Genomic DNA, 23,390 nt, shown 5'->3' with positions numbered 1-23,390 from the left:
GGCCATCGAGCCGTGGTTGAACGAGCCGAGCAGGCGGCGCTTGCCGTTCATCTTCAGATAGCGAGCGGCCCAGACGGTTGGCGTGCCCACGTCGCAGGTAAAGATGGCATCGTCGTCGGCGAAATGGCTGATCTGCTGCGCCAGATACTGCGGGTGAATGGCTTTGTCGCTCGGTTTGGCGAGGTCGTCCAGCCCCTTGCGGGCATCGCGATAGTCGCTCAACGCCTTATCAAGGAACTTGCGGTCGGTTTTCTCTTCCAGCAGCGGCAGCAGGGCGGCAAGGGTAGATTTGATGTCGCCCACCAGCGCCATATCGACCTTGCTGTGCGCGCCGATGCTGGCCGGGTTGATATCAATCTGAATGATTTTGGCATCCGCGGGGTAGAACGGACGATACGGGAACTGGGTGCCGAGCAGGATCAGCGTGTCGGCGTTCATCATGGTGTGGAAGCCGCTGGAAAAACCAATCAGACCGGTCATCCCCACATCGTAAGGGTTGTCGTACTCGACGTGCTCTTTGCCGCGCAGGGCGTGGACAATGGGCGATTTCAGCTTACCGGCAAATTCAAGCAGCTCCTTGTGCGCCCCCGCGCAGCCGCTGCCGCACATCAGGGCGATATTGCTGGAGTAACGCAGCAGCTGTGCCAGCTTTTTCAGCTCCTCCTCGGCTGGCGTCACCACCGGCTGCGGCGCGTGATACCAGTGGGTGCTGGCACCTTCCGGTGCGGCCTTGAGGGCTACATCGCCCGGGATAACAACCACCGAAACGCCGCGGTTCAGCACGGCCTTGCGCATGGCGATCGCCAGCACCTGCGGGATCTGCTCCGGGGATGAAACCAGCTCGCAATAGTGGCTGCATTCATGGAACAGCTCCTGCGGATGCGTCTCCTGAAAATAGCCGCTGCCGATTTCGGAAGAGGGGATATGAGCGGCAATCGCCAGCACCGGGACGTGGTTACGGTGACAGTCGAACAGCCCGTTGATCAGATGCAGGTTACCCGGCCCGCACGATCCGGCACACACGGCCAGTTCTCCCGTGAGCTGTGCTTCAGCGCCTGCGGCGAAGGCGGCAACCTCTTCATGGCGGGTGGGCATCCATTCGATGGTCTTCATCTTGTTGAGGCTGTCGCTAAGTCCGTTCAGGGAATCGCCGGTTACGCCCCAGATACGTTTCACGCCAGCCTGTTCGAGCGTTTTCGCAATATATGCAGCCACGGTTTGTTTCATGGTTGTCCGTCTCCTTTTTGTGATATCGCTTACAAGCTTAGAAGAAAGTCTCCGTATTGCCCGTCATCTCCCCCTAATTAAAAGGTGCTTTTCACGCGCAATTATTCGGCATAATCTGGCAATACCTCGGTGAAAACAGGAATCATTTCAAATGGTTAAATCATTGTTAATTGCTGTTAATGAAAAGCTATCGTGCGACGATCTTGGCAAACTCTTGTTACGACTTGCCGTCGGCGGACTGATGCTTTTTCACGGTCTGCACAAGCTGTTTGGCGGCGTGGGCTTTATCAGCGGCATGCTGGTGGAAAAAGGGCTGCCGGGATTTATCGCCTACGGCGTGTTGATTGGCGAAGTGGTGGCGCCGATCCTGATTATTGTCGGGCTCTTTACGCGCCCGGCCGCGCTGGTGCTGGCGTTTACGATGATCGTAGCGTGGCTGATGGTGGGAATGGGGGAAACGCTCGCCCTCGATAAGGTAGGCGCATGGGCGATTGAAAGCCTGGTGTACTTCTTTATCGGCTCGCTGGCTGTCGCGTTTTTAGGGGCAGGGCGCTTTGCGGTAGGGAAAGGTCCGGCGTGGCGGTGAGGATAACAAAAGCCCGGTGGCGCTGACGCTTACCGGGCCTACGATCTAACATTTAACGTTTATGCGAGGACGAGATTGCCCTGCGGATGGCACGAGCACGCCAGCACGTAACCCTCGGCAATTTCCGCGTCGGACAGCGTCATGGTGCTGGTGACGGTATACTCCCCCGAAACCACCTTCGTCTTACAGCAGCCGCACACGCCCGCACGGCAGGCAGCCACTACCGGCACCTTATTGCTTTCCAGCGCCTCCAGCAGCGTGGTCCCCACGCGGCCAAAGAAGGTCTGCGCAGGCTGCAGTTTGGTGAACTTAACGCCGCTGGTTGCCGCTTCCGCCACCGGCGTGAAGAACTGCTCTTTGAAGAAGCGGGTCACGCCAAGCGCTTTCACCTCTTTTTCCACGCTATCCATGTACGGCGCCGGGCCGCAGGTCATCACGGTGCGGTTCGCCATATCCGGCACGCTTTGCAGCAGCTCGCGGCTCAGGCGACCGGGCACAAAGCCGTGGGTCGCGTTGTGCTCAGCCACCAGCGTCACCGGATAATTCCGCCACTCATCGGCAAAAATCACATCTTCCGGAGAGCGCACGCTGAAGATCGCCTGCACGTCTGCCTGCGGGCGGTTCTTCGCCAGCCAGCGGCGCATCGACATAATCGGCGTTACGCCACAGCCCGCAGCCAGCAGCAGGAATTTATCGTCTGCTTTGTCGTCACAGGTGAATTCCCCCTGTGCGTCAGACAGCCAGATATAATCCCCGCGCTTCACGTCCCGCGTCAGCCACTGCGAGCCCGCGCCGTCATCAATACGGCGGACGGTAAGCGTGATGTACTCGCTCACGCCCGGCGTTGAGGAGATCGTGTAGGCGCGCAGGGTGTCTGCCGAATGGCGAACGCTAACCAGCGCATATTGACCTGCACGGTACGGATAGTAGTCATGGCACAGCAGCGACAGCGTCCACACATCCGGCGTCTCCTGATGGATGTGATGAACCTGCATCCGCCACGGACATTGTGGGGTTGGCATGGTCATGAGTTACTCCTTACGCGCTCAGCAGCTGCTTCATATCATCTTCAACGTTGGTCACGGAACGCAGACCGAATTTCTCGTTCAGCACCGCCAGCAGGTCCGGCGTCAGGAAGCCAGGCGCGGTCGGGCCGGTCACGATGTTGGTCACGCCGAGAGAAAGCAGGGTCAGCAGGATGACAATCGCTTTCTGCTCAAACCATGACAGCACCAGCGACAGCGGTAGGTCGTTCACGCCGCAGCCCAGTTTCTCCGCCAGCGTGACCGCCAGAATGATGGCCGAGTAAGCATCGTTACACTGGCCCGCATCGATCAGGCGCGGCAGGCCTTCGATGTCGCCGAAGTCCAGCTTGTTGAAACGGTATTTGCCGCACGCCAGGGTCAGGATCAGGCAGTCTTCCGGCACGCGGGTGGCGAAATCGGTGAAGTAGTTACGCTCGCCGCGCGCGCCGTCGCAGCCGCCAACGAGGAAGATGTGGCGCAGCTTTTCACGGCTGACGAGGTCGATCAGCGAATCAGCGGCACCCAGTAGGGTTTCACGACCAAAGCCGACGGTGATCAGGTGCGGGATCTCGCTGTACGGGAAGCCCGCCATCTGCTGCGCCTGGGCGATAACCGGACCGAAATCGTCGCCTTCGAGGTGGCTCACGCCCGGCCAGCCGACGATGCTGCGGGTCCAGATGCGGTCGTCATACGCGCCGACGGTAGGGTCGATGATGCAGTTAGAGGTCATCACGATAGGGCCCGGGAAGCGGGCGAACTCCACCTGCTGGTTCTGCCAGCCGCTGCCGTAGTTACCGATCAGATGCGTAAACTTGCGCAGCTCCGGGTAGCCGTGCGCGGGCAGCATTTCGCCGTGGGTATAGACGTTAACGCCGGTGCCTTCGGTTTGCTTCAGCAGATTGTAGAGATCTTTCAGGTCGTGGCCGGAAATCAGGATGCACTTGCCTTCGGTCGCCTTGACGTTGACCTGCGTCGGCGTCGGGTGGCCGTAGGTGCTGGTTTCACCGGCATCCAGAATGCTCATCACGCGGAAGTTCATCTGGCCGATTTCCATTGAGCACTCAAGCAGGGCATTCATATCGGCAGGCCAGGTGCCCAGCCACGCCATGATTTTGTGGTACTGGGCGTAAATCTCATTGTCGTATTGCCCGAGCACGTGCGCGTGTTCCATATAAGCCGCCGCGCCTTTCAGCCCGTACAGGCACAGCAGGCGCAGGCCGAGAATGTTCTCGCCAATCGCCGCCTTGTCTTTATTCGGGGTGAATTCTGCCGCCTGACGCTGGAGGTCGCCCAGATCGTCGCTGACCAGCTGAAGTTCTGACATCGGGTTTTCCACGCGGGCGCTGGCGTCCGCCTTCAGACACTGCGCTTTCAGCGTTTCACGCAGGGCAATCGCTTCGCGGGCATAGCCGACAATGCGCGGAGAGTCGAAGTTAACGTTGGTCAGCGTGGAGAAGAAGGCGCGCGGGGCGAAGCTGTCGACGTAGTGGTCGACAATACCGTATTCACGGGCCTTGAACGCCCAGGCGGAAAGGCCTTGCAGGGCCGCAATCAGCAGGTCCTGCAGGTCAGATGTTTCTGCGGTTTTGCCGCACATACCCTGTGCGTAAGAGCAGCCATTGCCTGCCGGGGTACGGATGGTTTGTTCACATTGCACACAAAACATAATCACACCTGTTAAAGTTATATTTGATATACATGTTTAAGGTTATGCTTGTGCCAGAACGGTGAAAAGGGCTTTCTGCTACAAAATAGAGGGAGATTGATTTAGCGCAATTTTGGCGGCAGGAAACCTACCGCCAAAGAAGTATCAGGCAGAGAAGAAGGCCATCAGGACCGGAACCAGCAGGCTTAAAATAAAGCCGTGCACGATGGCGGCGGGCACCATCTCCAGCCCCCCGGAGCGCTGTAGTACCGGCAGAGTAAAGTCCATCGACGTTGCGCCGCACAGGCCCAGCGCGGTAGAACGACTGCGGCGAACCAGGCTTGGGATCAGCATGATGGCAATCAGCTCTCGCGCCAGATCGTTAAAGAAGGCGGCGCTGCCGATCACCGGGCCGAATGATTCGGTCAGCAGAATACCGGAGAGGGAGTACCAGCCAAAACCTGACGCCATCGCCAGGCCGGTTTTCAGCGGCAGATCGAGAATAAAGGCGTTAATGACGCCCGCGACCATTGAACTGGCGACAACAATCACGGCAACCATCATTCCCCGACGGTTGAGGACAATTTGCTTCAGGGTCATGCCATTATTTCGCAGCTGAATACCGATCAGGAACAGCAGGAAGATAAGCGTATATTCGCTGGCCTCTGTCGCGTGCTGTAAAAATGCCCAACCGGTCAGTCCAAGAAGAAAACCGAGCACCACGACGCCGCACAGTTTTAATGATTCCAGCGCCATGGCAATTCGTGAAGGGAGTTTTTCCTGATGATGGTGATTTTTCCATGGAATAGTGCGTTCCAGCCACAGCAACGCGGCAATATTGCACAGCAAAATAACCACCACGGTGACGACAGAATAATGGAGGATGGAGAGTAAATTCGCCGACAGGTTATCCAGGAATGCCAGGCTTATCCCCATAAAGAAAAGAATGACGTAAACAATCCAGCTGAGAAAACGGTTGATAAGCCGTAATGCAGATTCCTGATGCAGCGGGATAAGGTAGCCCACAATCAGGGGCAGCAGAATAATGAGGAGTCCTGAAAACATGAACAGCCGGTCCTTTTGAGTATCTGTTGAGCGCCAGAGACACTACCCAATAAAGGCTGTCAGGTAAAGGAGCAATAAAAAAGCCGGGTGGCGGCTACGCCTTACCCGGCCTACAAAGTGCACTCTAACGTAGGTCGGGTAAGCGTTAGCGCCACCCGACACCGCGCTCGATTAATCGCGTTTTTCCAGCAGGGTGCGGTACAGCACGCCGCCCAGGATACCGCCGATAATTGGCATCACCCAGAACAGCCACAGCTGTTGAAGCGCCCAGCCGCCCTGGAAGATGGCGACGGCGGTGCTGCGTGCCGGGTTAACGGAGGTGTTGGTGACCGGAATCGAAATCAGATGGATAAGCGTCAGCGCCAGGCCAATCGCAATCGGGGCAAAACCGGCTGGCGCGTGTTTGTCCGTTGCGCCGTGGATCACCAGCAGGAAGCCGGCGGTCAGCACAATTTCAATCACGATGGCAGACAGCATGGAGTAACCGCCCGGAGAGTGTTCGCCGAAGCCGTTAGAGGCAAAGCCGCTGGCCGCCGCGTCGAACCCGGCTTTACCGCTGGCAATCACGTACAGAACGCCAGCTGCAATAATACCGCCAACCACCTGCGCCACAATGTAGCCAATCACGTCTTTTGCCGGGAAACGGCCGCCTGCCCATAAACCTAATGTCACTGCCGGGTTAAAATGACCGCCGGAAATATGTCCCACGGCAAACGCCATGGTTAATACGGTTAAACCAAACGCCAGCGCGACGCCGACAAAACCAATACCCAATTCCGGGAATGCTGCTGCCAGAACGGCGCTACCGCAGCCACCAAATACCAGCCAGAATGTACCAAAGCATTCTGCCGCTAATTTTCTAAACATAACCACCTCAAAATAATTATCCGCACGCTTTCCCGCGCGCGGGATATATCGTCATAAAGGGATGACGACTCAAAGAGTCTCTATTCTAAAAAATAACAACACCCCTTCGCCACTTAAATAAATTCTGTTGGTTTGATTTTAGGCAATGCGATGTCAATCCTTGTTCAAATTAGCGGTAAATAGAGCATAGACTAATTCTCGCAAGGGTGAACGTTGTGCTGTCGTGACAGAACGCCTCCCGCTATACTGCTGATAACTTGAAGGAAAAAGTGATCATTTGTCGGGGGATTTATGCTTCTCGAACGTGTGGAAATTGTCGGGTTTCGCGGTATTAACCGTCTGTCGCTGCAGCTGGAGCAGAACAACGTCCTGATCGGCGAGAACGCGTGGGGTAAGTCCAGCCTGCTGGATGCGCTGACATTACTGCTTTCGCCCGAAGACGATCTGTATCACTTCGTCCGCGACGATTTCTGGTTCCCGCCCGGCGACGTGACGGGGCGCGAGAAGCACCTGCATATCATCCTGACCTTCCGCGAATCCGAGCCCGGACGTCATCGCGTGCGTCGCTTCCGCCCGCTGTCACCCTGCTGGGTGCCGTGCGATGACGGTTTCCACCGGATTTTCTATCGGCTGGAAGGGGAGATGGCGGAGAACGAGGGGGTACTCACCCTGCGTGATTTTCTCGATGAGAAAGCCAACCCGATCCCGCTTGACTATATCGACGATCTGGCCCGCCACCTGATTCGCCTGACGCCGGTGTTACGCCTGCGCGATGCGCGTTTTATGCGGCGTATTCGTAACGGTACCGTACCCAATATGCCGGACGTGGAAGTCACCGCCCGCGAGCTGGATTTTCTGGCAAGAGAGCTGGTGTCGCGTCCGCAGAATCTGACCGATGGTCAAATCCGTCAGGGGTTGTCCGCAATGGTGCAACTCCTGGAGCACTATTTTTCCGAGCAGGGAACCTCTGAGTCGCGTCATCGTCTGATGCGCCGCCGTTCTCATGATGAGCAGCGCAGCTGGCGTTACCTCGACATCATTAACCGAATGATCGACCGGCCCGGTGGTCGTACCCATCGGGTGATTTTGCTGGGGCTGTTTTCAACGCTTCTGCAGGCCAAAGGCACCGTTCGTCTTGACCGGGACGCCCGGCCTCTGCTGCTGGTGGAAGACCCGGAAACGCGGCTGCATCCCATCATGCTCTCCGTGGCATGGCATCTGCTGAATCTGCTGCCGCTCCAGCGCATTACGACCACCAATTCCGGTGAATTATTATCGCTGACGCCGGTAGAACACGTCTGTCGTCTGGTCCGTGAGTCCTCCCGCGTCTCCGCTTTCCGGCTTGGGCCGGGTGGTTTGAACGCGGAAGACGGGCGACGCATCGCGTTTCATATTCGCTTTAACCGCGCGTCGTCGCTCTTTGCCCGCTGCTGGCTGCTGGTGGAGGGGGAAACGGAAACCTGGGTCATCAACGAACTGGCGCGCCAGTGCGGCCACCATTTTGATGCGGAAGGCATTAAGGTGATTGAATTCGCCCAGTCGGGACTAAAGCCGCTGATAAAATTTGCTCGCCGGATGGGGATCGAGTGGCACGTTCTGGTCGACGGTGATGAGGCGGGCAAAAAATATGCCTCGACCGTACGCAGCCTGCTGAATAACGAGCGTGAGGAAGAGCGCGACCATTTAACCATGCTCCCTGCGATGGACATGGAACACTTTATGTACCGTCAGGGGTTCGATGACGTCTTCCACCGCATTGCCATGGTGCCGGTCGATGTCCCGATGAACATGCGGCGCGTGATCGCCAAAGCCATTCATCGTTCGTCAAAACCGGATTTAGCCATTGAAGTGGCGACGGAAGCGGGAAGGCGGGGCGTAGAGGCGGTACCGACCCTGCTGCGGAAGATGTTTTCCCGCGTGCTGTGGCTGGCACGCGGGAAAGCGGATTAGCGTTGGGCCGCCTGTTTCACCTGCTGAATCAGGCTATCCAGCAGCTCGTAGCGGCGGCGATATTCGGAGCGTTTTTTGCTGGCGATCTCTTCCATCGGTTTACGCGGCATGACGAGCGGCAGCATAAAGTTACCGTTATCCTGTTTTTCACCGCCGATGGAGATCCAGAAACTGTCGTAATCGGCCAACAGCTTCCCCTCTTTTTTCTTGCGGTAGCGCCAGCTGCGATAAATATGGGTATCGTTACTGACGGCGATAATCTGTTCTACCGGGAAGGCGGTGCCGAGGGTCATGGCGGCCTCGACCAACAGACGTTTCGGGAACAGACCATGGCAGGCTTTCGTCGCACCCTGGATCAGCTCATGGGGAACATGCGCTTTTGCCCCTTGCAAACCGCCAATGAACAGCGTCGATTTTCCCTCAAACTGGCACAGGGTGAAGGTCATCTCGGCCAGCACCGTATTCTGATGGTCGCAGAAGGCGAGGGTGGCTTCCCCTTCTTTATCCAGAAACGCATCGGCGCACAGACGGACGGTAAATTGCTGTTCATCTTTGCCGGTTAAGGTCAGCAGGGTGAAGCCCTTCTTCGAAAAATAACCCGTTAGCAGCGTCACCGGAAGCTGGCGGCTCATCGTCTGATAGTGCCAGTTGAGGGATTCCAGCGCATGCTGTCGATCCATATTCACCGTCAACCAGGGACGATGCAACCGACACGGTAGCCCTGGTTGTACCTGCAGCATCTGCATCAGACGTGGTTGTTTTGCAAGACTTGTTAACAGGCGCGCAGTGCTAATGGGTGTCGCCAGTGAACGTAACATGAATTTACGTCGATAGGCGGGGTTTTGCCACGCCAGTCCTGGTTTGAGCTTACCGAAAGCCAGATTTTTGAAGAGCTGCCAGCCAGATTTAGGCTGAGGCAAGTTTGAAAAAGGTGTATCGACGATGGAAGACATGATAGATCCTGCTTCTTGATGAAGATCTCCATTTCAGCAGGCGAACGTTCAACGTCTCGTAAACAAATTGTGACGATTTCAAGAAGTAGGGGTTTCGTTGAGGAGTCGTTTAGATAGAATCAACACTTATCATTGCCAGAACATTTATTTGGAATATTTATGAACCTCAAGGGAAAACGCAGAACGCTGTTTCTGCTGCTGGCGGTCGTGGTTTTAGCCGGTGGATACTGGCTATGGCAGGTGCTGAACGCGCCGGTGCCGCAGTATCAGACACTCATTGTTCGTCCGGGCGAACTGCAGCAAAACGTCCTCGCGACGGGCAAGCTTGACGCGCTGCGCAAGGTTGACGTCGGCGCTCAGGTCAGCGGCCAGCTGAAAACGCTGTCGGTTGAGATTGGCGACAAGGTGAAAAAAGGCCAGCTGCTCGGCGTTATCGATCCAGAACAGGCTGAGAACCAGATCCGCGAGGTGGAAGCCACGCTGATGGAACTGCGCGCGCAGCGTGCGCAGGCGCTGGCAGAACGTAACCTGGCCCAGGTGACGCTAACCCGTCAGCAGGCGCTGGCTAAAACTCAGGCTATTTCAAAACAAGATTTAGATACCGCCACCACTGAACTGGCGGTGAAACAGGCGCAGATTGGCACGATTGACGCGCAAATCAAACGCAATCAGGCTTCGCTGGATACGGCGAAAACCAACCTCGACTACACCCAAATTGTGGCACCGATGGCGGGCGAAGTGACCCAGATCACCACGCTCCAGGGGCAGACGGTGATTGCCGCACAGCAGGCGCCAAACATTCTGACGCTGGCGGACATGAGCACCATGCTGGTCAAAGCCCAGGTCTCAGAAGCGGATGTGATCCATCTTAAGCCGGGGCAGAACGCCTGGTTTACGGTACTGGGCGATCCGCAGACGCGCTACGAAGGCGTGCTGAAAGACATTCTGCCGACGCCGGAAAAAGTGAACGACGCTATCTTCTACTATGCCCGTTTTGAAGTGCCAAACCCGCAGGGCGTGCTGCGTCTGGACATGACCGCACAGGTGCATATCCAGCTGACCGGCGTGAAGAACGTGCTGACCATTCCGCTCTCTGCGCTCGGCGAATCCGCCGGGGATAGCCGTTATAAAGTGAAAGTGCTGCGCAACGGCGAAACGCGCGAGCGCGAGGTTGTGATTGGCGCGCGCAACGACACTGACGTGGTGGTGGTGAAAGGGCTGGAAGAGGGCGAGGAGGTTGTTGTCAGCGAAAGCCTGCCCGGAGCCGCCAAATGACGGCGCTGCTTGAGCTGAATAACATTCGTCGCAGCTATCCCTCCGGCGATGGTCCGGTGGAGGTGCTGAAGGGCATCTCCCTGCGCGTGGAGGCGGGCGAGATGGTGGCGATTGTCGGCGCATCGGGTTCCGGTAAATCGACGCTGATGAACATTCTCGGCTGCCTGGATAAACCCACCAGCGGTACCTATCGCGTGGCCGGGACGGATGTCTCCACGCTGGATGGCGACGCGCTGGCGAAGCTGCGCCGGGAACACTTCGGCTTTATTTTCCAGCGTTACCATCTGCTTTCTCACCTCAATGCCGCGCAGAACGTGGAAGTACCTGCGGTCTATGCGGGCGTCGAGCGTAAAAAACGCCTCGAGCGCGCGCAGATGCTGCTGACGCGTCTGGGGCTGGCAGAGCGGGTGGAGTACCAGCCCTCGCAGCTTTCCGGCGGCCAGCAGCAGCGCGTGAGTATTGCCCGCGCCCTGATGAACGGCGGACAGGTGATCCTCGCGGATGAGCCGACCGGCGCGCTCGACAGCCATTCCGGCGAAGAGGTGATGGCGATCCTCCATCAGCTTCGCGATCAGGGGCACACGGTCATCATTGTTACCCACGATCCGCAGGTGGCGGCGCAGGCGGAACGCATTATTGCGATCCACGACGGCGAGCTGGTCAGCAATCCGCCGCCGCGCGAGTCCAGAGCAGCGGCGCCGAAAGAAGCGCTCCCGGCATCAACCGGCTGGGGGCAGTTTTCCAGCGGCTTTCGTGAAGCGCTGACCATGGCCTGGCTGGCGATGGCGGCTAACAAAATGCGTACCCTGTTGACGATGCTCGGCATCATCATCGGTATCGCCTCGGTGGTGTCGATTGTGGTGGTGGGCGACGCGGCCAAGCAGCTGGTGCTGGCAGATATCCGCGCCATCGGCACCAATACCATTGACGTCTATCCCGGCAAAGACTTTGGCGACGACGAGCCGCAGTATCAGCAGGCGCTGAAATACGACGATCTGGCGGCCATTCAGAAGCAGCCGTGGGTCAACTCCGCCACGCCTGCGGTGTCGCAGAACCTGCGCCTGCGGGTGGGCAATGTCGACGTTGCCGCCAGTGCGAACGGCGTTAGCGGAGACTATTTCAACGTCTACGGCATGACCTTCAGTGAAGGCGCTACCTTTAACGCCGAACAGCTGGCGGGCAGGGCGCAGGTGGTGGTGCTGGACGCGAACTCGCGCAGGCAGCTCTTCCCCAATAAAGTCAACGTGGTAGGCGAAGTGATCCTGGTCGGCAACATGCCTGCCACGGTCATAGGCGTGGCGGAAGAGAAGCAGTCGATGTTTGGCAGCAGCAAGATCCTGCGCGTCTGGCTGCCCTACACCACCATCTCCGGGCGGATTATGGGGCAGTCCTGGCTCAACTCCATCACCGTGCGCGTGAAGGAGGGCTACGACAGCGCGCTCGCCGAACAGCAGCTTGAGCGGCTGTTAATCCTGCGCCACGGGAAGAAAGATTTCTTCACCTGGAATATGGACGGCCTCTTGAAAACGGCGGAAAAGACCACACGTACTCTTCAGCTGTTCCTCACGCTGGTGGCGGTGATTTCGCTGGTCGTCGGCGGCATCGGGGTGATGAACATCATGCTGGTGTCGGTAACGGAACGCACCCGGGAGATCGGCATCCGCATGGCGGTCGGGGCCCGCGCCAGTGACGTGCTGCAGCAGTTTTTGATTGAAGCCGTGCTGGTGTGTCTGGTCGGCGGGGCGATGGGCATTGCGCTCTCGATGATGATCGCGTTTGCACTCCAGCTCTTTTTACCCGGCTGGGAGATTGGCTTCTCGCCGGTTGCCATTATTACCGCATTTTTGTGTTCGACCTTTACCGGCATTTTATTTGGCTGGTTGCCCGCCCGCAATGCGGCGCGGCTGGATCCGGTGGACGCGCTGGCTCGGGAATAACCCGAAAATAAAAATGCCAGCCGATCGGGCTGGCATTTTGACTGCGGGATGTACACAATAAAACAGAGAGCTATGCAACCGTCTCTGCTTCAACGGGTACGATTAGGCTTGCATGATTGCCTTTTGGTCCCTGGTGTACATCGAACCGGACGGACTGCCCGGCTTTGAGCGTTCTGTAACCATCCATCTGAATGGTGGAATAGTGAGCGAAGATATCCTCGCCGCCGCCTTCAGGGCAGATGAAGCCAAACCCTTTGGCGTTGTTGAACCACTTAACAGTACCCATTTCCATGCTTCGACATCCTTCGTAAATCTTATAAGTTAAGATGGAATGAACCGGTGGTGGAGTGGGGGCTGTTCAAAACCTCGCCATCTCACGCTTGTACAATTTAGAGAAACGAAAGAAGTCGTCAAGCGTTTGGCGCTGGAGATGGGACAATAATCAACCAAAGTTTGAAGCAGTTAACGCTATTGCAATAGTTTGTGACAGACATCGCGGATGACAGTAATAGATGATTGTTATCTAACATCTGAGGTAGATTCAAAGTGGTTATGCATAATGGGTAAGACCAACGATTGGCTGGATTTTGACCAGCTGGCGGAAGATAAAGTGCGCGACGCGCTAAAACCGCCATCTATGTATAAAGTTATGTTAATGAACGATGATTACACGCCGATGGAATTTGTTATTGACGTGCTACAAAAGTTCTTTTCTTATGATGTAGAACGTGCAACGCAACTGATGCTTACCGTTCATTATCGTGGCAAAGCTATCTGCGGCATCTTCACAGCCGAAGTGGCGGAAACCAAAGTAGCGATGGTGAACGACTATGCGAGGGAGAACGAGCATCCGTTGCTGTGTACGCTGGAAAAGGCCTGATAAGGCATAAAATTGGGGGAGGTGCCTATGCTCAATCAAGAACTGGAACTCAGTTTAAACATGGCTTTCGCCAGAGCGCGTGAGCACCGACATGAGTTTATGACCGTCGAGCATTTACTGCTCGCACTGCTTAGCAACCCATCTGCCCGCGAAGCGCTGGAAGCCTGCTCCGTGGATCTGGTGGCGCTACGTCAGGAACTCGAAGCCTTCATTGAACAAACCACACCGGTGCTGCCAGCCAGTGAAGAAGAGCGCGACACGCAGCCGACGCTCAGCTTCCAGCGCGTGCTGCAGCGCGCGGTTTTCCACGTCCAGTCTTCCGGACGTAGCGAAGTGACTGGCGCAAACGTCTTAGTCGCCATCTTCAGCGAGCAGGAGTCACAGGCTGCCTACCTGCTGCGCAAACACGAAGTCAGCCGCCTCGACGTGGTTAACTTTATCTCTCACGGAACGCGCAAAGACGAGCCTAACCAGGCATCGGATTCCAGCAATCAGGTCAATAACAATGAAGAGCAAGCAGGCGGGGAGGATCGTATGGAAAACTTCACCACCAACCTTAACCAGCTTGCTCGCGTTGGCGGTATCGACCCGCTGATTGGTCGCGATAAAGAGCTGGAGCGCGCGATCCAGGTGCTGTGCCGTCGCCGCAAGAACAACCCGCTGCTGGTGGGGGAATCGGGCGTGGGTAAAACCGCGATTGCCGAAGGTCTTGCCTGGCGCATTGTGCAGGGCGACGTGCCGGAAGTGATTGCCGACTGCACCATCTACTCGCTGGATATCGGCTCGCTGCTGGCGGGTACCAAATACCGCGGTGATTTTGAAAAACGCTTCAAGGCACTGTTAAAACAGCTGGAGCAGGACACCAACAGCATCCTCTTTATCGATGAGATCCACACCATCATCGGCGCGGGTGCGGCCTCCGGTGGCCAGGTGGATGCGGCTAACCTGATCAAACCGCTGCTCTCCAGCGGCAAGATCCGCGTGATAGGCTCCACCACCTACCAGGAGTTCAGCAACATCTTTGAGAAAGACCGTGCGCTGGCGCGCCGCTTCCAGAAAATCGACGTGACCGAACCGTCCGTCGAGGAAACGGTGCAGATCATCAACGGCCTGAAGCCGAAGTACGAAGCGCACCACGACGTGCGTTACACCGCAAAAGCGGTCCGTGCGGCGGTGGAGCTGGCGGTGAAATACATCAACGATCGTCATCTGCCGGATAAGGCGATTGACGTGATTGACGAGGCAGGGGCGCGTGCGCGTCTGATGCCGGCCAGCAAGCGTAAGAAAACCGTTAACGTGGCGGATATTGAGTCCGTGGTGGCCCGCATCGCGCGTATCCCTGAGAAGAGCGTTTCTCAGAGCGACCGCGACACGCTGCGCACCCTCGGCAATCGCCTGAAAATGCTGGTCTTTGGTCAGGATAAAGCCATTGAGGCCTTAACCGAAGCGATCAAGATGGCCCGCGCCGGACTGGGGCATGACCACAAGCCTGTCGGTTCCTTCCTGTTCGCTGGTCCGACTGGCGTGGGGAAAACCGAGGTGACGGTTCAGCTCTCCAAAGCGCTGGGCATTGAGCTGCTGCGCTTTGATATGTCCGAGTATATGGAGCGTCACACCGTCAGCCGTTTGATTGGTGCGCCTCCGGGCTACGTGGGCTTTGACCAGGGCGGCCTGCTCACCGACGCGGTGATCAAGCATCCGCACGCGGTTCTGCTGCTCGATGAAATCGAGAAGGCGCACCCGGACGTGTTCAACATCCTGCTGCAGGTGATGGACAACGGGACGCTGACCGACAACAACGGGCGCAAGGCGGACTTCCGCAACGTGGTGCTGGTGATGACCACCAACGCCGGGGTGCGTGAAACCGAGCGTAAATCCATCGGCCTGATCCACCAGGATAACAGCACCGATGCGATGGAGGAGATCAAGAAGATCTTCACGCCGGAGTTCCGTAACCGTCTGGACAACATTATCTGGTTCGATCACCTGTCTACCGAGGTGATCCATCAGGTGGTGGACAAGTTCATCGTCGAGCTGCAGGTTCAGCTGGATCAGAAAGGCGTGTCGCTGGAAGTGAGCCAGGAGGCCCGCAACTGGCTGGCCGAGAAAGGCTACGACCGTGCGATGGGCGCCCGTCCGATGGCGCGCGTGATTCAGGACAACCTGAAGAAACCGCTGGCGAACGAGCTGCTGTTTGGCTCTCTGGTGGACGGCGGCCAGGTGACCGTGGCGCTGGACCAGGCGAAGAACGAACTGACGTACGATTTCCAGAGTGCGGCGAAGCACAAGCCGGAAGCGGCTCACTGAGTTGTAAGATAAAAGCAAAACGGCAACTTCGGTTGCCGTTTTTTTTGTTTTCTCCCTATCCCCGTGGGAGAGGGCCGGGGTGAGGGCAACAGGCCGCAGAGGAATTTTGCGAGGCGCTTTCCAGTTTCTTTCGAAGTCAGTTGCTGGATAAATCCACAGTAATAAAATGGCGGCGCACCTGCAAAATCAGGTGCCGGGATTGGCGTCCTGAAAGTGTGCACAAACAATCTTACGTGCATAAAGGATCACATATGACTGATATTAATAATTTCGCCCAACTTTACAGCGAACTCTCCCTCAACCCCGATCTCCCAACCCTTGCCGAGCGCTGCAAACTGCTCACCGAAATCCTTCTCGACTGCAAATCACTCCCCCAAACGCAGCCCGTTTGCCGTTGCCTCGGGGCTTATCTGGAAGAGGTGAAAACCGGCCTCACGGAATCCATGCGTGATTTTCAGATACTGGAATTTGAGGAAGAAGCGGAACAACCGCGGCAAAAAGAGTGGCTGCTGGAAGATACAGAAACGAAATGTGACTACTGCCGGGCGTTAAACCACGTGCTGCTGGTGTCGCATTTTGACCGCGATATGTTGCCGCATCTTACGGGATTACTTCACGACATGGCACATTCTATGGCAGGGGATTTAATCGCTCCTGTACAACCATGGATGACAATACATCTTCCGACGCAGCAACACTAAAGCCATAAATAAAAAAGGCCGGGATAATCCCGACCTTTTAAATATTCATCTGCCATTACAGGCGAAAACAATTAGCGACTACGGAAGACAATGCGGCCTTTGCTCAGGTCGTACGGGGTCAGTTCAACAGTCACTTTGTCGCCCGTCAAAATGCGGATGTAGTTTTTGCGCATTTTACCGGAGATGTGCGCAGTTACCACGTGACCGTTTTCCAGCTCTACGCGAAACATGGTATTAGGTAACGTATCAAGTACGGTACCCTGCATTTCAATATTGTCTTCTTTGGCCATCTAATCCTCTGGGGTATCACTACCAAGTTTTGAACCGGCAAGATAATGCCGAAATTCATCAATTAAGTAAAGAATTGCGCGATTAAAACGCAGCAAAACAGTTTCGGCGCATTGCCCAAGCGTCACGGTACAACCGAACAGGAAGCGCATTCGTAAAGGGGAGACGACAGGATAAACGTCAGGACGTTATCTGAAGCGAGGGTCCCAAACGGCGGCGGGGCAACAGGCAGAAGCTACTCTGCGGCGTAATTATAACACCCTCACAAAAAATATGCGGAAAACATTTAGGCATTGGGCATAAAGAGCGTTCTCGGTATCCAGAAGTCGCGCGGGAGCTTCTCCTGACGGCTGGCATCAAGCTGTTCGATGTACTGGCGTCGCGGGATTTCAACAGCACCAAGGGAGGCCGTGTGCTCGTTGAGCACCTGACAATCGATCAGGCGTCCGCCGCGCTGGGCAAACGCCTGGCAGAAGACCAGCAGCGCAGTTTTCGAGGCGTTAACAGCACGAGAGAACATCGACTCACCGCAGAACAGCGTCCCCTGCGCCACGCCGTACATGCCGCCAACGAGTGCTCCGCCTTCCCACACCTCGATGGAGTGGGCGTAGCCAAGCTCATGGAGCTGGTGGTAGGCGGTAATAATATCGCGGGTTATCCATGTCCCTTCATAACGGTCTTCAGCACAGCCTTCAATGACCTGACCAAAGGCGTGGTTGAGGGTGACGCGGTACGGTGATTTCGCATGGAAACGCTTCATGCTGCGGCTCACGTGAAACTGCCCTGGCCACAGCACGGCACGCGGATCGGGAGACCACCATAAAATCGGATCGCCGGGGGAAAACCAGGGGAATATACCGCGCTGGTACGCCATTAATAGTCGAGCGGGACTGAGGTCACCGCCAAGGGCCAGCAGCCCGTTGGGCTCACGCAGCGCCCCTTCCGGAGAAGGGAACGCGATGTTATGACGAGAAAGCTGGACCAGGCGCATGACAGCAAAACTCCAGTACGCGAGTGAGGACGCTACAAATATAGTCTACAGACGCTGTTTAAACTGGTAGTAGCGACCCTGTTTTGCCAACAGTTCTGTGTGATTACCTTGCTCAATAATGTGCCCGTTGTCCATCACAATTATCCGATCAAAACTTGCCAGTCCGCGCAGGCGGTGCGTGACCATCAGCACGGTTTTGCCGGTCATGACATTCGCCAGTAAATCAAGGATTTGGCTCTCGGTCGTGGCGTCCAGCCCTTCGGTGGGTTCGTCAAGCAGCATCAGCGGCGCATCGTGCAGCAGCGCGCGCGCAATGGCCAGACGGCGCAGCTCACCGCCGGAGAGCTGACGGCCACCTTCGCCCAGCCAGCTGTTCAACCCCTCGTCCTCAAGCAGCTTTTGCAGTCCGACCTGCTCCAGCACGGCGCGAAGTGCATCATCAGACGCCTCTGGCGCGGCCAGCTGCAGGTTATCACGCAGCGTGGCGCTAAACAGATGCACGCGCTGCGGAACGACGCTCACGGCCTTGCGCAGGGCCTGCTCGCTGAAATCAGTCAGCAACGTATTATTAAAACGGATCTGACCGCGCTGCGGATCCCAGGCGCGGGTCAGCAACTGCAGCAGTGTCGATTTACCGCAGCCGGTACGGCCGAGGATCGCAATCCGCTGTCCTGCCTTAACAGAAAGGTTGATACCGTCCAGCGCGTTCTGCGCCTGTTTGTCGTAGGCGAAGGTGACCTCTTCAAGCGTTAGCGCAACCTGCTCAGGTACCACGGTCTGCCCGGCACTGAACGTGACTTCAGGCTCCTGCTCGGCAATCTGGGTGATGCGCAGAGCAGAGGCGATGACCTGCCCCAGATGCTGGAAGGCGCCCGTCACCGGGGCCAGCGCTTCAAACGCGGCCAGCGCGCAGAAGACGAAAAGGGCAATAAGCGGACCCGGCTGTGTATTTCCCCCGATATCGCCGGATGCCAGCCACAGCATGGCTATTACCGCCACGCCGCCGATCAGCATCATCAGCGCCTGAGAGAAGGCCGTCAGCTCCGACTGGCGGCGCTGGGCCTCATGCCAGTTCAGCTCCGTACTTTCCATCCGCGCGCGGTAGCGCTTGCTGGCACCAAAAATGGTCAGCTCAGCCTGCCCCTGAAGCCAGGAGGTTAGCTGCTGGCGGTAGTCCCCACGCAGACGCGTCAGGTTTTCCCCGGTGGATTTCCCGGCGCGGTAAAACAGCGGCGGCAAAATGATGAGCGTCAGCAGCATGATCCCGCCCAGCGTCAGCGCCACGGGAACATCCAGAACAGACAGCCCCAGCGTGACCACCACAATCACCACAAACGCGCCCACGATCGGGGAAATCACGCGCAGGTAAAGGTGATCCAGCGTGTCGACATCCGCCACCACGCGGTTAAGCAACTCGCCCTGACGAAAACGCGCCAGCCCGGCAGGGGAGAGGGGCAGCAGTTTGCTAAAGGTATAGATGCGCAGGTGCTGCAGCACGCGGAAAGTGGCGTCGTGGCTGACCAGCCGTTCGAAATAGCGTCCGGCAGTACGGGTGATGGCGGTACCGCGAACCCCGGCAGCCGGAAGCATGTAGTTGAAGCTGTATAATCCGGCGAACCCTGCGACGGCCGAGGCCGACAGGAACCAGCCGGAAAGCGTGAGCAGACCGATGCTGGCGAGCAGCGTGACAATGGCCAGCACAATCCCCAGCGTCAGCATCCATTTGTGGCGTTTATAGAGCGCAAGATAAGGCAGCAGAGCACGCATCAGATGTCCTCCTGACGGTTCGCCAGCAGGGCGGCAAACGGTCCCTGCGCGGCAACGAGAGAGGCGTAATCGCCTTGCTCAACAATACGGCCGTTCTCCATGACCCAGATCTGGTCCCAGTCGGCAATGCCTTCCAGCTGATGGGTGACCATCAGGGTGGTTTGCTGCCGGGAGGCGGCGTTCAGGGCTTCCATTACGCGCTGCTCGCTGTGGGCATCCAGGCTGGCGGCGGGTTCATCCAGCAGCATCAGCTGGCAAGGATTCAACAACGCGCGGGCAACGGCCACACGCTGCGCCTGTCCGACCGACAGCCCGGCGGACTGGTCACCGACCACGGTATCTACCCCTTGCGGGAGCAGCGGCAGAAACTCGCTGACCCAGGCGCGGTCGAGAACCGATTGCAGTTCATCTTCACGCGCATCCGGGCGCGCCAGCAGGACGTTTTCACGCAGCGTAGCGGCGGGAAGCTGCGGGTTTTGGCCCACCCAGCTGAGCTGTTTACGCCAGGCGTCAGGATCGAGGTTACGCAGTTCGGTTCTGTTGATCCGCAGTGAACCCGTATAGGCCATAAATCCGGATAGCGCATTCAGCAGAGAACTTTTCCCGGAACCGCTGGTGCCGACGAGCACCACGCGCTGTCCTGCAGGTAAGGTAAAGTTCAGCGGACCCGCAAGCACTTTGCCTTCGGGTGACAGAATGGAAAAGTCCTGCGCTTCGATGGTCACGGGCTCTTTAGCATTCAGCGTCACGTCACCGCGCTCCGGGTGTGCCAGCGGCGTTTCCAGGAACGTTTTCAGGCTATCGGCTGCGCCAACCGCCTGGGCTTTGGCGTGATAGAAGGTCCCCAGATCGCGAAGCGGCTGGAAAAACTCCGGGGCCAGGATCAACGCCAGGAACCCGGCAGAAAGGGTCACCGCCGTGCCGTAATGGCCAAAATCCAGCGCGCCGAGGTAGGAGAAACCGAAGTAGACCGCCACGAGGGCAATCGACAGAGAGGTAAAGAATTCCAGTACGCCGGAAGACAAGAAGGCGAGGCGTAACACTTCCATGGTGCGCTGACGGAAGTCCTGTGACGCCTGGCGAATGTTTTCGGTTTCCGCTTCACCGCGGCCAAAAATGCGTAACGTCTCCATGCCGCGCAGACGATCGAGGAAATGGCCGCTCAGGCGACCCAGTGCCAGGAAGTTACGGCGGTTGGCATCCGCTGCCCCCATGCCGACCAGCGCCATAAACAGCGGGATCAGCGGGGCGGTGCCCATCAGAATCAGCGCAGCCATCCAGTTCACCGGGAAGATGGCGATCACGATCAGCAGCGGAACGAAGACGGCAAGGGCCATCTGCGGCAGATAGCGCGCATAGTAGTCGTGCATATCGTCAATCTGCTCAAGGATCAGCGTCGCCCAGCTACCGGCTGGTTTACCCTGGATCCACGCGGGCCCGGCTTCCTGAAGCCTGTCGAGCACCTGACGGCGGATCTCGTAGCGGATGTGCTGTCCGGCGTGAAAACCGACGCGCTCACGCAGCCATACCACCCAGGCGCGCAGGATAAAAATCAGGATCAGGACAATAAAGGGCAGCAGGAGCGCTTCGCGTGGAATGTTCTCCATGATCATGTGATTAAGAATGCGGGCCAGCAGCCATGCCTGGGCAACAATCAACAGGCCGCTAACGAATCCCAGGAGACGGGAAATCGTAAGCCAGCGGCGGGAAATAACGCTTTGCTGTTTCAGCCAGCGTGTTAACTCTTGTTGACGGGTTTTTTCCATTGCGTACTTTGCAGGTGACGTTATTAGAAATTGGGCAGCGCAATGTTACAACGGGGAGACAATAAAGGCGACTTATCGCCGCCTTTATTTACGTTTGTTACTGACTTGTAAAGATTATTTACCTTGTTCAGCCAGTCCATCGAGGTAGCGTTCAGCGTCCAGCGCGGCCATACAGCCGGTGCCCGCAGAGGTGATCGCCTGACGGTAAATATGGTCCATCACGTCGCCGGCCGCGAACACGCCCGGGATGCTGGTCTGGGTCGCGTTACCGTGAATGCCGGACTGCACTTTGATGTAGCCATTTTCCAGCTCCAGTTGACCGTCGAAGATCGCGGTGTTCGGGCTGTGACCGATCGCCACAAACAGACCCGCCACTTCCAGCGTTTCGACGTTATCGGTGTTCTGGGTATCACGGATACGCAGACCGGCAACGCCCATCTGGTCGCCCGTCACCTCTTCCAGGGTACGGTTGGTGTGCAGCACGATGTTGCCGCTTGCCACTTTATCCATCAGGCGTTTGATCAGGATCTTCTCCGCGCGGAAGGTGTCGCGACGGTGGATCAGATGCACCTCAGAGGCAATGTTCGCCAGGTAGAGCGCTTCTTCTACGGCGGTGTTGCCGCCGCCGATGACCGCGACTTTCTGATTGCGGTAGAAGAAACCGTCGCAGGTGGCGCAGGCAGAAACGCCGCGGCCTTTGAACGCTTCTTCGGATGGCAGACCGAGGTAACGGGCAGAGGCGCCGGTGGCGATGATCAGCGCGTCACAGGTGTATTCGCCGCTGTCGCCCGTCAGGCGGAACGGACGGTTCTGCAGATCGACCTTATTGATATGATCGAACAAAATTTCGGTTTCGAATTTAGCAGCATGCTCGTGCATACGCTCCATCAGCAGCGGCCCGGTCAGGTCGTTCGGGTCCCCTGGCCAGTTTTCCACTTCGGTGGTGGTGGTCAGCTGACCGCCTTTTTCCATGCCGGTGATGAGTACCGGGTGCAGGTTAGCGCGTGCAGCATAGACCGCCGCGGTATATCCCGCAGGTCCAGAACCAAGGATTAGCAGCTTACTGTGTTTGGCCGTGCCCATGAGATCCCCATTGTTGTTGGCAGACATTTGGCTGGATTGTAGGGAATTTGTTGTCGTAAAAAAAGAGCGCAGCAATTTTGATATCAATCTGTGTAATAGCCACGGACGATGAATAGCGCGCGATAACATCACGCTTTCTCCTGAAAACCGGTCGTTTGTAAGGCAATAAAATGAGGATTAATACCCTGCCGCAATGAATATCCGGCATGTTGTACTAAAAAACGATGTTTTGCTTTGACAATCCCCTGCGCTTTTGCGAAAACATTCAAGGAAGAAGAAAAAACCGTGTTAACCGTATGCCGCATAGGCATGCACGTAAATGCCATTTTTACCGGGTCAGTGAAATCTACGCATGGCGTGGACAGACGCCATACGTGATGTCGGTGACTGCCTTCGGGCAACGGTCTTCTTACCAACAGAACCCGAATCCGCATCGCGTCTAATACATAATCAGGCGATGTGATGACTAACGGGTACAGGCTCTGAACAGTGATGTGCACAGGGTCCAGGCAGGAGTAGGGAAGGAATACAGAGAGACAATAATAATGGTAGATAGCAAGAAGCGCCCTGGCAAAGATCTCGACCGTATCGATCGTAACATTCTTAATGAATTGCAAAAGGATGGGCGTATTTCCAACGTCGAGCTTTCAAAACGTGTGGGACTTTCCCCGACGCCGTGCCTTGAGCGTGTGCGTCGACTGGAAAGACAGGGTTTCATTCAGGGCTATACGGCTCTGCTGAACCCGCATTATCTGGATGCCTCACTTCTGGTATTTGTTGAGATTACTCTGAATCGTGGTGCGCCGGATGTGTTTGAGCAATTTAACGCCGCTGTACAGAAACTTGAAGAAATTCAAGAGTGTCACCTGGTATCCGGTGATTTCGACTACCTGTTGAAAACCCGTGTGCCTGATATGTCCGCCTACCGTAAGCTGCTGGGTGAAACCCTGCTGCGTCTGCCAGGCGTGAACGACACCCGTACCTATGTGGTGATGGAAGAGGTCAAACAGAGCAATCGTCTGGTTATTAAGACGCGCTAACACGGAACAGGTGCAAAATCAGCGTAGTTTGATTACA

General features: G+C 56.8%; 20 protein-coding genes. 8 read left to right on the top strand and 12 right to left on the bottom strand.

What is annotated here, in order from left to right:
* On the bottom strand, positions 1-1,227 hold a 1,227-nt coding region (gene poxB / locus DOU50_RS12495; RefSeq protein WP_148769494.1), incomplete at its 3' end, for a ubiquinone-dependent pyruvate dehydrogenase.
* A 151-nt stretch (positions 1,228-1,378) separates the two neighbouring features.
* Between poxB and DOU50_RS12490 the strand changes: the two genes are divergently transcribed.
* On the top strand, positions 1,379-1,813 hold the full coding sequence (locus tag DOU50_RS12490; protein WP_032649236.1) for a DoxX family protein: 435 nt from the start codon (positions 1,379-1,381) through the stop codon (positions 1,811-1,813).
* A 59-nt stretch (positions 1,814-1,872) separates the two neighbouring features.
* On the opposite strand, the gene hcr is transcribed toward DOU50_RS12490, so the two are convergent.
* From hcr to aqpZ, 4 genes are all read right to left on the bottom strand, one after another.
* Positions 1,873-2,841 carry an NADH oxidoreductase gene (gene hcr, locus DOU50_RS12485; RefSeq protein ID WP_148769493.1) on the bottom strand — a complete coding sequence of 323 codons (969 nt, stop codon included), beginning with the start codon at positions 2,839-2,841 and terminating at the stop codon, positions 1,873-1,875.
* A gap of 10 nt (positions 2,842-2,851) precedes the next feature.
* On the bottom strand, positions 2,852-4,504 hold the full coding sequence (gene hcp, locus DOU50_RS12480; RefSeq protein ID WP_048990967.1) for a hydroxylamine reductase: 1,653 nt from the start codon (positions 4,502-4,504) through the stop codon (positions 2,852-2,854).
* 144 nt (positions 4,505-4,648) lie between these two features.
* The gene (locus DOU50_RS12475) at positions 4,649-5,548 is read right to left on the bottom strand and encodes a lysine exporter LysO family protein (RefSeq protein ID WP_024907818.1); all 900 of its coding nucleotides are present in this window, start codon (positions 5,546-5,548) and stop codon (positions 4,649-4,651) included.
* Between the two features lie 171 nt (positions 5,549-5,719).
* Entirely contained in the window at positions 5,720-6,415 is a 696-nt protein-coding gene (aqpZ, locus tag DOU50_RS12470) for an aquaporin Z (protein WP_023335104.1), read from the bottom strand.
* Between the two features lie 291 nt (positions 6,416-6,706).
* Here aqpZ and DOU50_RS12465 point away from each other — a divergent pair, with 291 nt between their 5' ends.
* Positions 6,707-8,365, top strand: coding sequence for an ATP-dependent endonuclease (locus DOU50_RS12465; RefSeq protein ID WP_061715652.1), 1,659 nt, complete (start codon positions 6,707-6,709; stop codon positions 8,363-8,365).
* On the opposite strand, the gene DOU50_RS12460 is transcribed toward DOU50_RS12465, so the two are convergent.
* Positions 8,362-9,318, bottom strand: a complete 957-nt coding sequence (locus tag DOU50_RS12460; RefSeq protein ID WP_148769492.1) for a VirK/YbjX family protein — start codon at positions 9,316-9,318, stop codon at positions 8,362-8,364. The genes DOU50_RS12465 and DOU50_RS12460 overlap by 4 nt on opposite strands.
* 159 nt (positions 9,319-9,477) lie before the next feature.
* Between DOU50_RS12460 and macA the strand changes: the two genes are divergently transcribed.
* Both macA and macB read left to right on the top strand, forming a co-directional pair.
* Positions 9,478-10,593, top strand: a complete 1,116-nt coding sequence (macA, locus tag DOU50_RS12455; RefSeq protein WP_032649222.1) for a macrolide transporter subunit MacA — start codon at positions 9,478-9,480, stop codon at positions 10,591-10,593.
* Complete coding sequence (gene macB, locus DOU50_RS12450) at positions 10,590-12,530, top strand: macrolide ABC transporter ATP-binding protein/permease MacB (protein WP_024907814.1); 1,941 nt, start codon at positions 10,590-10,592, stop codon at positions 12,528-12,530. The genes macA and macB overlap by 4 nt, the downstream gene beginning before the upstream one ends.
* A 70-nt stretch (positions 12,531-12,600) precedes the next feature.
* Here macB and cspD read toward each other — a convergent pair whose 3' ends face one another.
* Complete coding sequence (gene cspD / locus DOU50_RS12445) at positions 12,601-12,822, bottom strand: cold shock-like protein CspD (RefSeq protein WP_006809408.1); 222 nt, start codon at positions 12,820-12,822, stop codon at positions 12,601-12,603.
* A 267-nt stretch (positions 12,823-13,089) separates the two neighbouring features.
* Here cspD and clpS point away from each other — a divergent pair, with 267 nt between their 5' ends.
* The 3 genes from clpS to DOU50_RS12430 all read left to right on the top strand — a co-directional run bounded on the left by clpS (position 13,090) and on the right by DOU50_RS12430 (position 16,418).
* The gene (gene clpS / locus DOU50_RS12440) at positions 13,090-13,410 is read left to right on the top strand and encodes an ATP-dependent Clp protease adapter ClpS (RefSeq protein WP_006174393.1); all 321 of its coding nucleotides are present in this window, start codon (positions 13,090-13,092) and stop codon (positions 13,408-13,410) included.
* A gap of 27 nt (positions 13,411-13,437) precedes the next feature.
* Positions 13,438-15,717: an ATP-dependent Clp protease ATP-binding subunit ClpA gene (clpA, locus tag DOU50_RS12435; protein WP_008499992.1), complete on the top strand. Its 2,280-nt coding sequence runs from the start codon at positions 13,438-13,440 to the stop codon at positions 15,715-15,717.
* Positions 15,718-15,968: 251 nt separating this feature from the next.
* Positions 15,969-16,418, top strand: a complete 450-nt coding sequence (locus tag DOU50_RS12430) for a hypothetical protein (RefSeq protein WP_061715650.1) — start codon at positions 15,969-15,971, stop codon at positions 16,416-16,418.
* A gap of 71 nt (positions 16,419-16,489) precedes the next feature.
* On the opposite strand, the gene infA is transcribed toward DOU50_RS12430, so the two are convergent.
* The 5 genes from infA to trxB all read right to left on the bottom strand — a co-directional run bounded on the left by infA (position 16,490) and on the right by trxB (position 22,313).
* A complete protein-coding gene (gene infA, locus DOU50_RS12425; RefSeq protein ID WP_002211347.1) occupies positions 16,490-16,708 on the bottom strand; it encodes a translation initiation factor IF-1 in 219 nt (72 codons plus the stop codon).
* A gap of 284 nt (positions 16,709-16,992) precedes the next feature.
* Positions 16,993-17,697, bottom strand: coding sequence for a leucyl/phenylalanyl-tRNA--protein transferase (gene aat, locus DOU50_RS12420; RefSeq protein WP_061715649.1), 705 nt, complete (start codon positions 17,695-17,697; stop codon positions 16,993-16,995).
* Positions 17,698-17,742: 45 nt separating this feature from the next.
* The gene (gene cydC / locus DOU50_RS12415) at positions 17,743-19,464 is read right to left on the bottom strand and encodes a heme ABC transporter ATP-binding protein/permease CydC (protein WP_148769491.1); all 1,722 of its coding nucleotides are present in this window, start codon (positions 19,462-19,464) and stop codon (positions 17,743-17,745) included.
* Complete coding sequence (gene cydD / locus DOU50_RS12410) at positions 19,464-21,230, bottom strand: heme ABC transporter permease/ATP-binding protein CydD (RefSeq protein WP_061715647.1); 1,767 nt, start codon at positions 21,228-21,230, stop codon at positions 19,464-19,466. The genes cydC and cydD overlap by 1 nt, the downstream gene beginning before the upstream one ends.
* Before the next feature lie 114 nt (positions 21,231-21,344).
* Entirely contained in the window at positions 21,345-22,313 is a 969-nt protein-coding gene (trxB, locus tag DOU50_RS12405) for a thioredoxin-disulfide reductase (RefSeq protein ID WP_024907808.1), read from the bottom strand.
* Between the two features lie 545 nt (positions 22,314-22,858).
* Here trxB and lrp point away from each other — a divergent pair.
* A complete protein-coding gene (gene lrp / locus DOU50_RS12395) occupies positions 22,859-23,353 on the top strand; it encodes a leucine-responsive transcriptional regulator Lrp (protein ID WP_000228469.1) in 495 nt (164 codons plus the stop codon).
* Positions 23,354-23,390 lie beyond the last annotated feature (37 nt).

The organism is Enterobacter sp. C6 (assembly GCF_008122455.1).
In the GTDB taxonomy this organism is placed as follows: domain Bacteria; phylum Pseudomonadota; class Gammaproteobacteria; order Enterobacterales; family Enterobacteriaceae; genus Enterobacter; species Enterobacter pseudoroggenkampii.
The sequence above is the reverse complement of the archived record's forward strand: the minus strand, read 5'-3'. Positions and strand labels throughout refer to the sequence as shown.

Coding starts and splice junctions, on each gene's coding strand:
- cydC (WP_148769491.1), bottom strand. CDS start 19,464: ATGCGTGCTCTGCTGCCTTATCTTGCGCTCTATAAACGCCACAAATGG.
- DOU50_RS12475 (WP_024907818.1), bottom strand. CDS start 5,548: ATGTTTTCAGGACTCCTCATTATTCTGCTGCCCCTGATTGTGGGCTAC.
- cydD (WP_061715647.1), bottom strand. CDS start 21,230: ATGGAAAAAACCCGTCAACAAGAGTTAACACGCTGGCTGAAACAGCAA.
- hcp (WP_048990967.1), bottom strand. CDS start 4,504: ATGTTTTGTGTGCAATGTGAACAAACCATCCGTACCCCGGCAGGCAAT.
- infA (WP_002211347.1), bottom strand. CDS start 16,708: ATGGCCAAAGAAGACAATATTGAAATGCAGGGTACCGTACTTGATACG.
- aat (WP_061715649.1), bottom strand. CDS start 17,697: ATGCGCCTGGTCCAGCTTTCTCGTCATAACATCGCGTTCCCTTCTCCG.
- DOU50_RS12490 (WP_032649236.1), top strand. CDS start 1,379: ATGGTTAAATCATTGTTAATTGCTGTTAATGAAAAGCTATCGTGCGAC.
- lrp (WP_000228469.1), top strand. CDS start 22,859: ATGGTAGATAGCAAGAAGCGCCCTGGCAAAGATCTCGACCGTATCGAT.
- macB (WP_024907814.1), top strand. CDS start 10,590: ATGACGGCGCTGCTTGAGCTGAATAACATTCGTCGCAGCTATCCCTCC.
- DOU50_RS12430 (WP_061715650.1), top strand. CDS start 15,969: ATGACTGATATTAATAATTTCGCCCAACTTTACAGCGAACTCTCCCTC.
- aqpZ (WP_023335104.1), bottom strand. CDS start 6,415: ATGTTTAGAAAATTAGCGGCAGAATGCTTTGGTACATTCTGGCTGGTA.
- hcr (WP_148769493.1), bottom strand. CDS start 2,841: ATGACCATGCCAACCCCACAATGTCCGTGGCGGATGCAGGTTCATCAC.
- macA (WP_032649222.1), top strand. CDS start 9,478: ATGAACCTCAAGGGAAAACGCAGAACGCTGTTTCTGCTGCTGGCGGTC.
- clpA (WP_008499992.1), top strand. CDS start 13,438: ATGCTCAATCAAGAACTGGAACTCAGTTTAAACATGGCTTTCGCCAGA.
- trxB (WP_024907808.1), bottom strand. CDS start 22,313: ATGGGCACGGCCAAACACAGTAAGCTGCTAATCCTTGGTTCTGGACCT.
- DOU50_RS12460 (WP_148769492.1), bottom strand. CDS start 9,318: ATGTCTTCCATCGTCGATACACCTTTTTCAAACTTGCCTCAGCCTAAA.
- cspD (WP_006809408.1), bottom strand. CDS start 12,822: ATGGAAATGGGTACTGTTAAGTGGTTCAACAACGCCAAAGGGTTTGGC.
- DOU50_RS12465 (WP_061715652.1), top strand. CDS start 6,707: ATGCTTCTCGAACGTGTGGAAATTGTCGGGTTTCGCGGTATTAACCGT.
- clpS (WP_006174393.1), top strand. CDS start 13,090: ATGGGTAAGACCAACGATTGGCTGGATTTTGACCAGCTGGCGGAAGAT.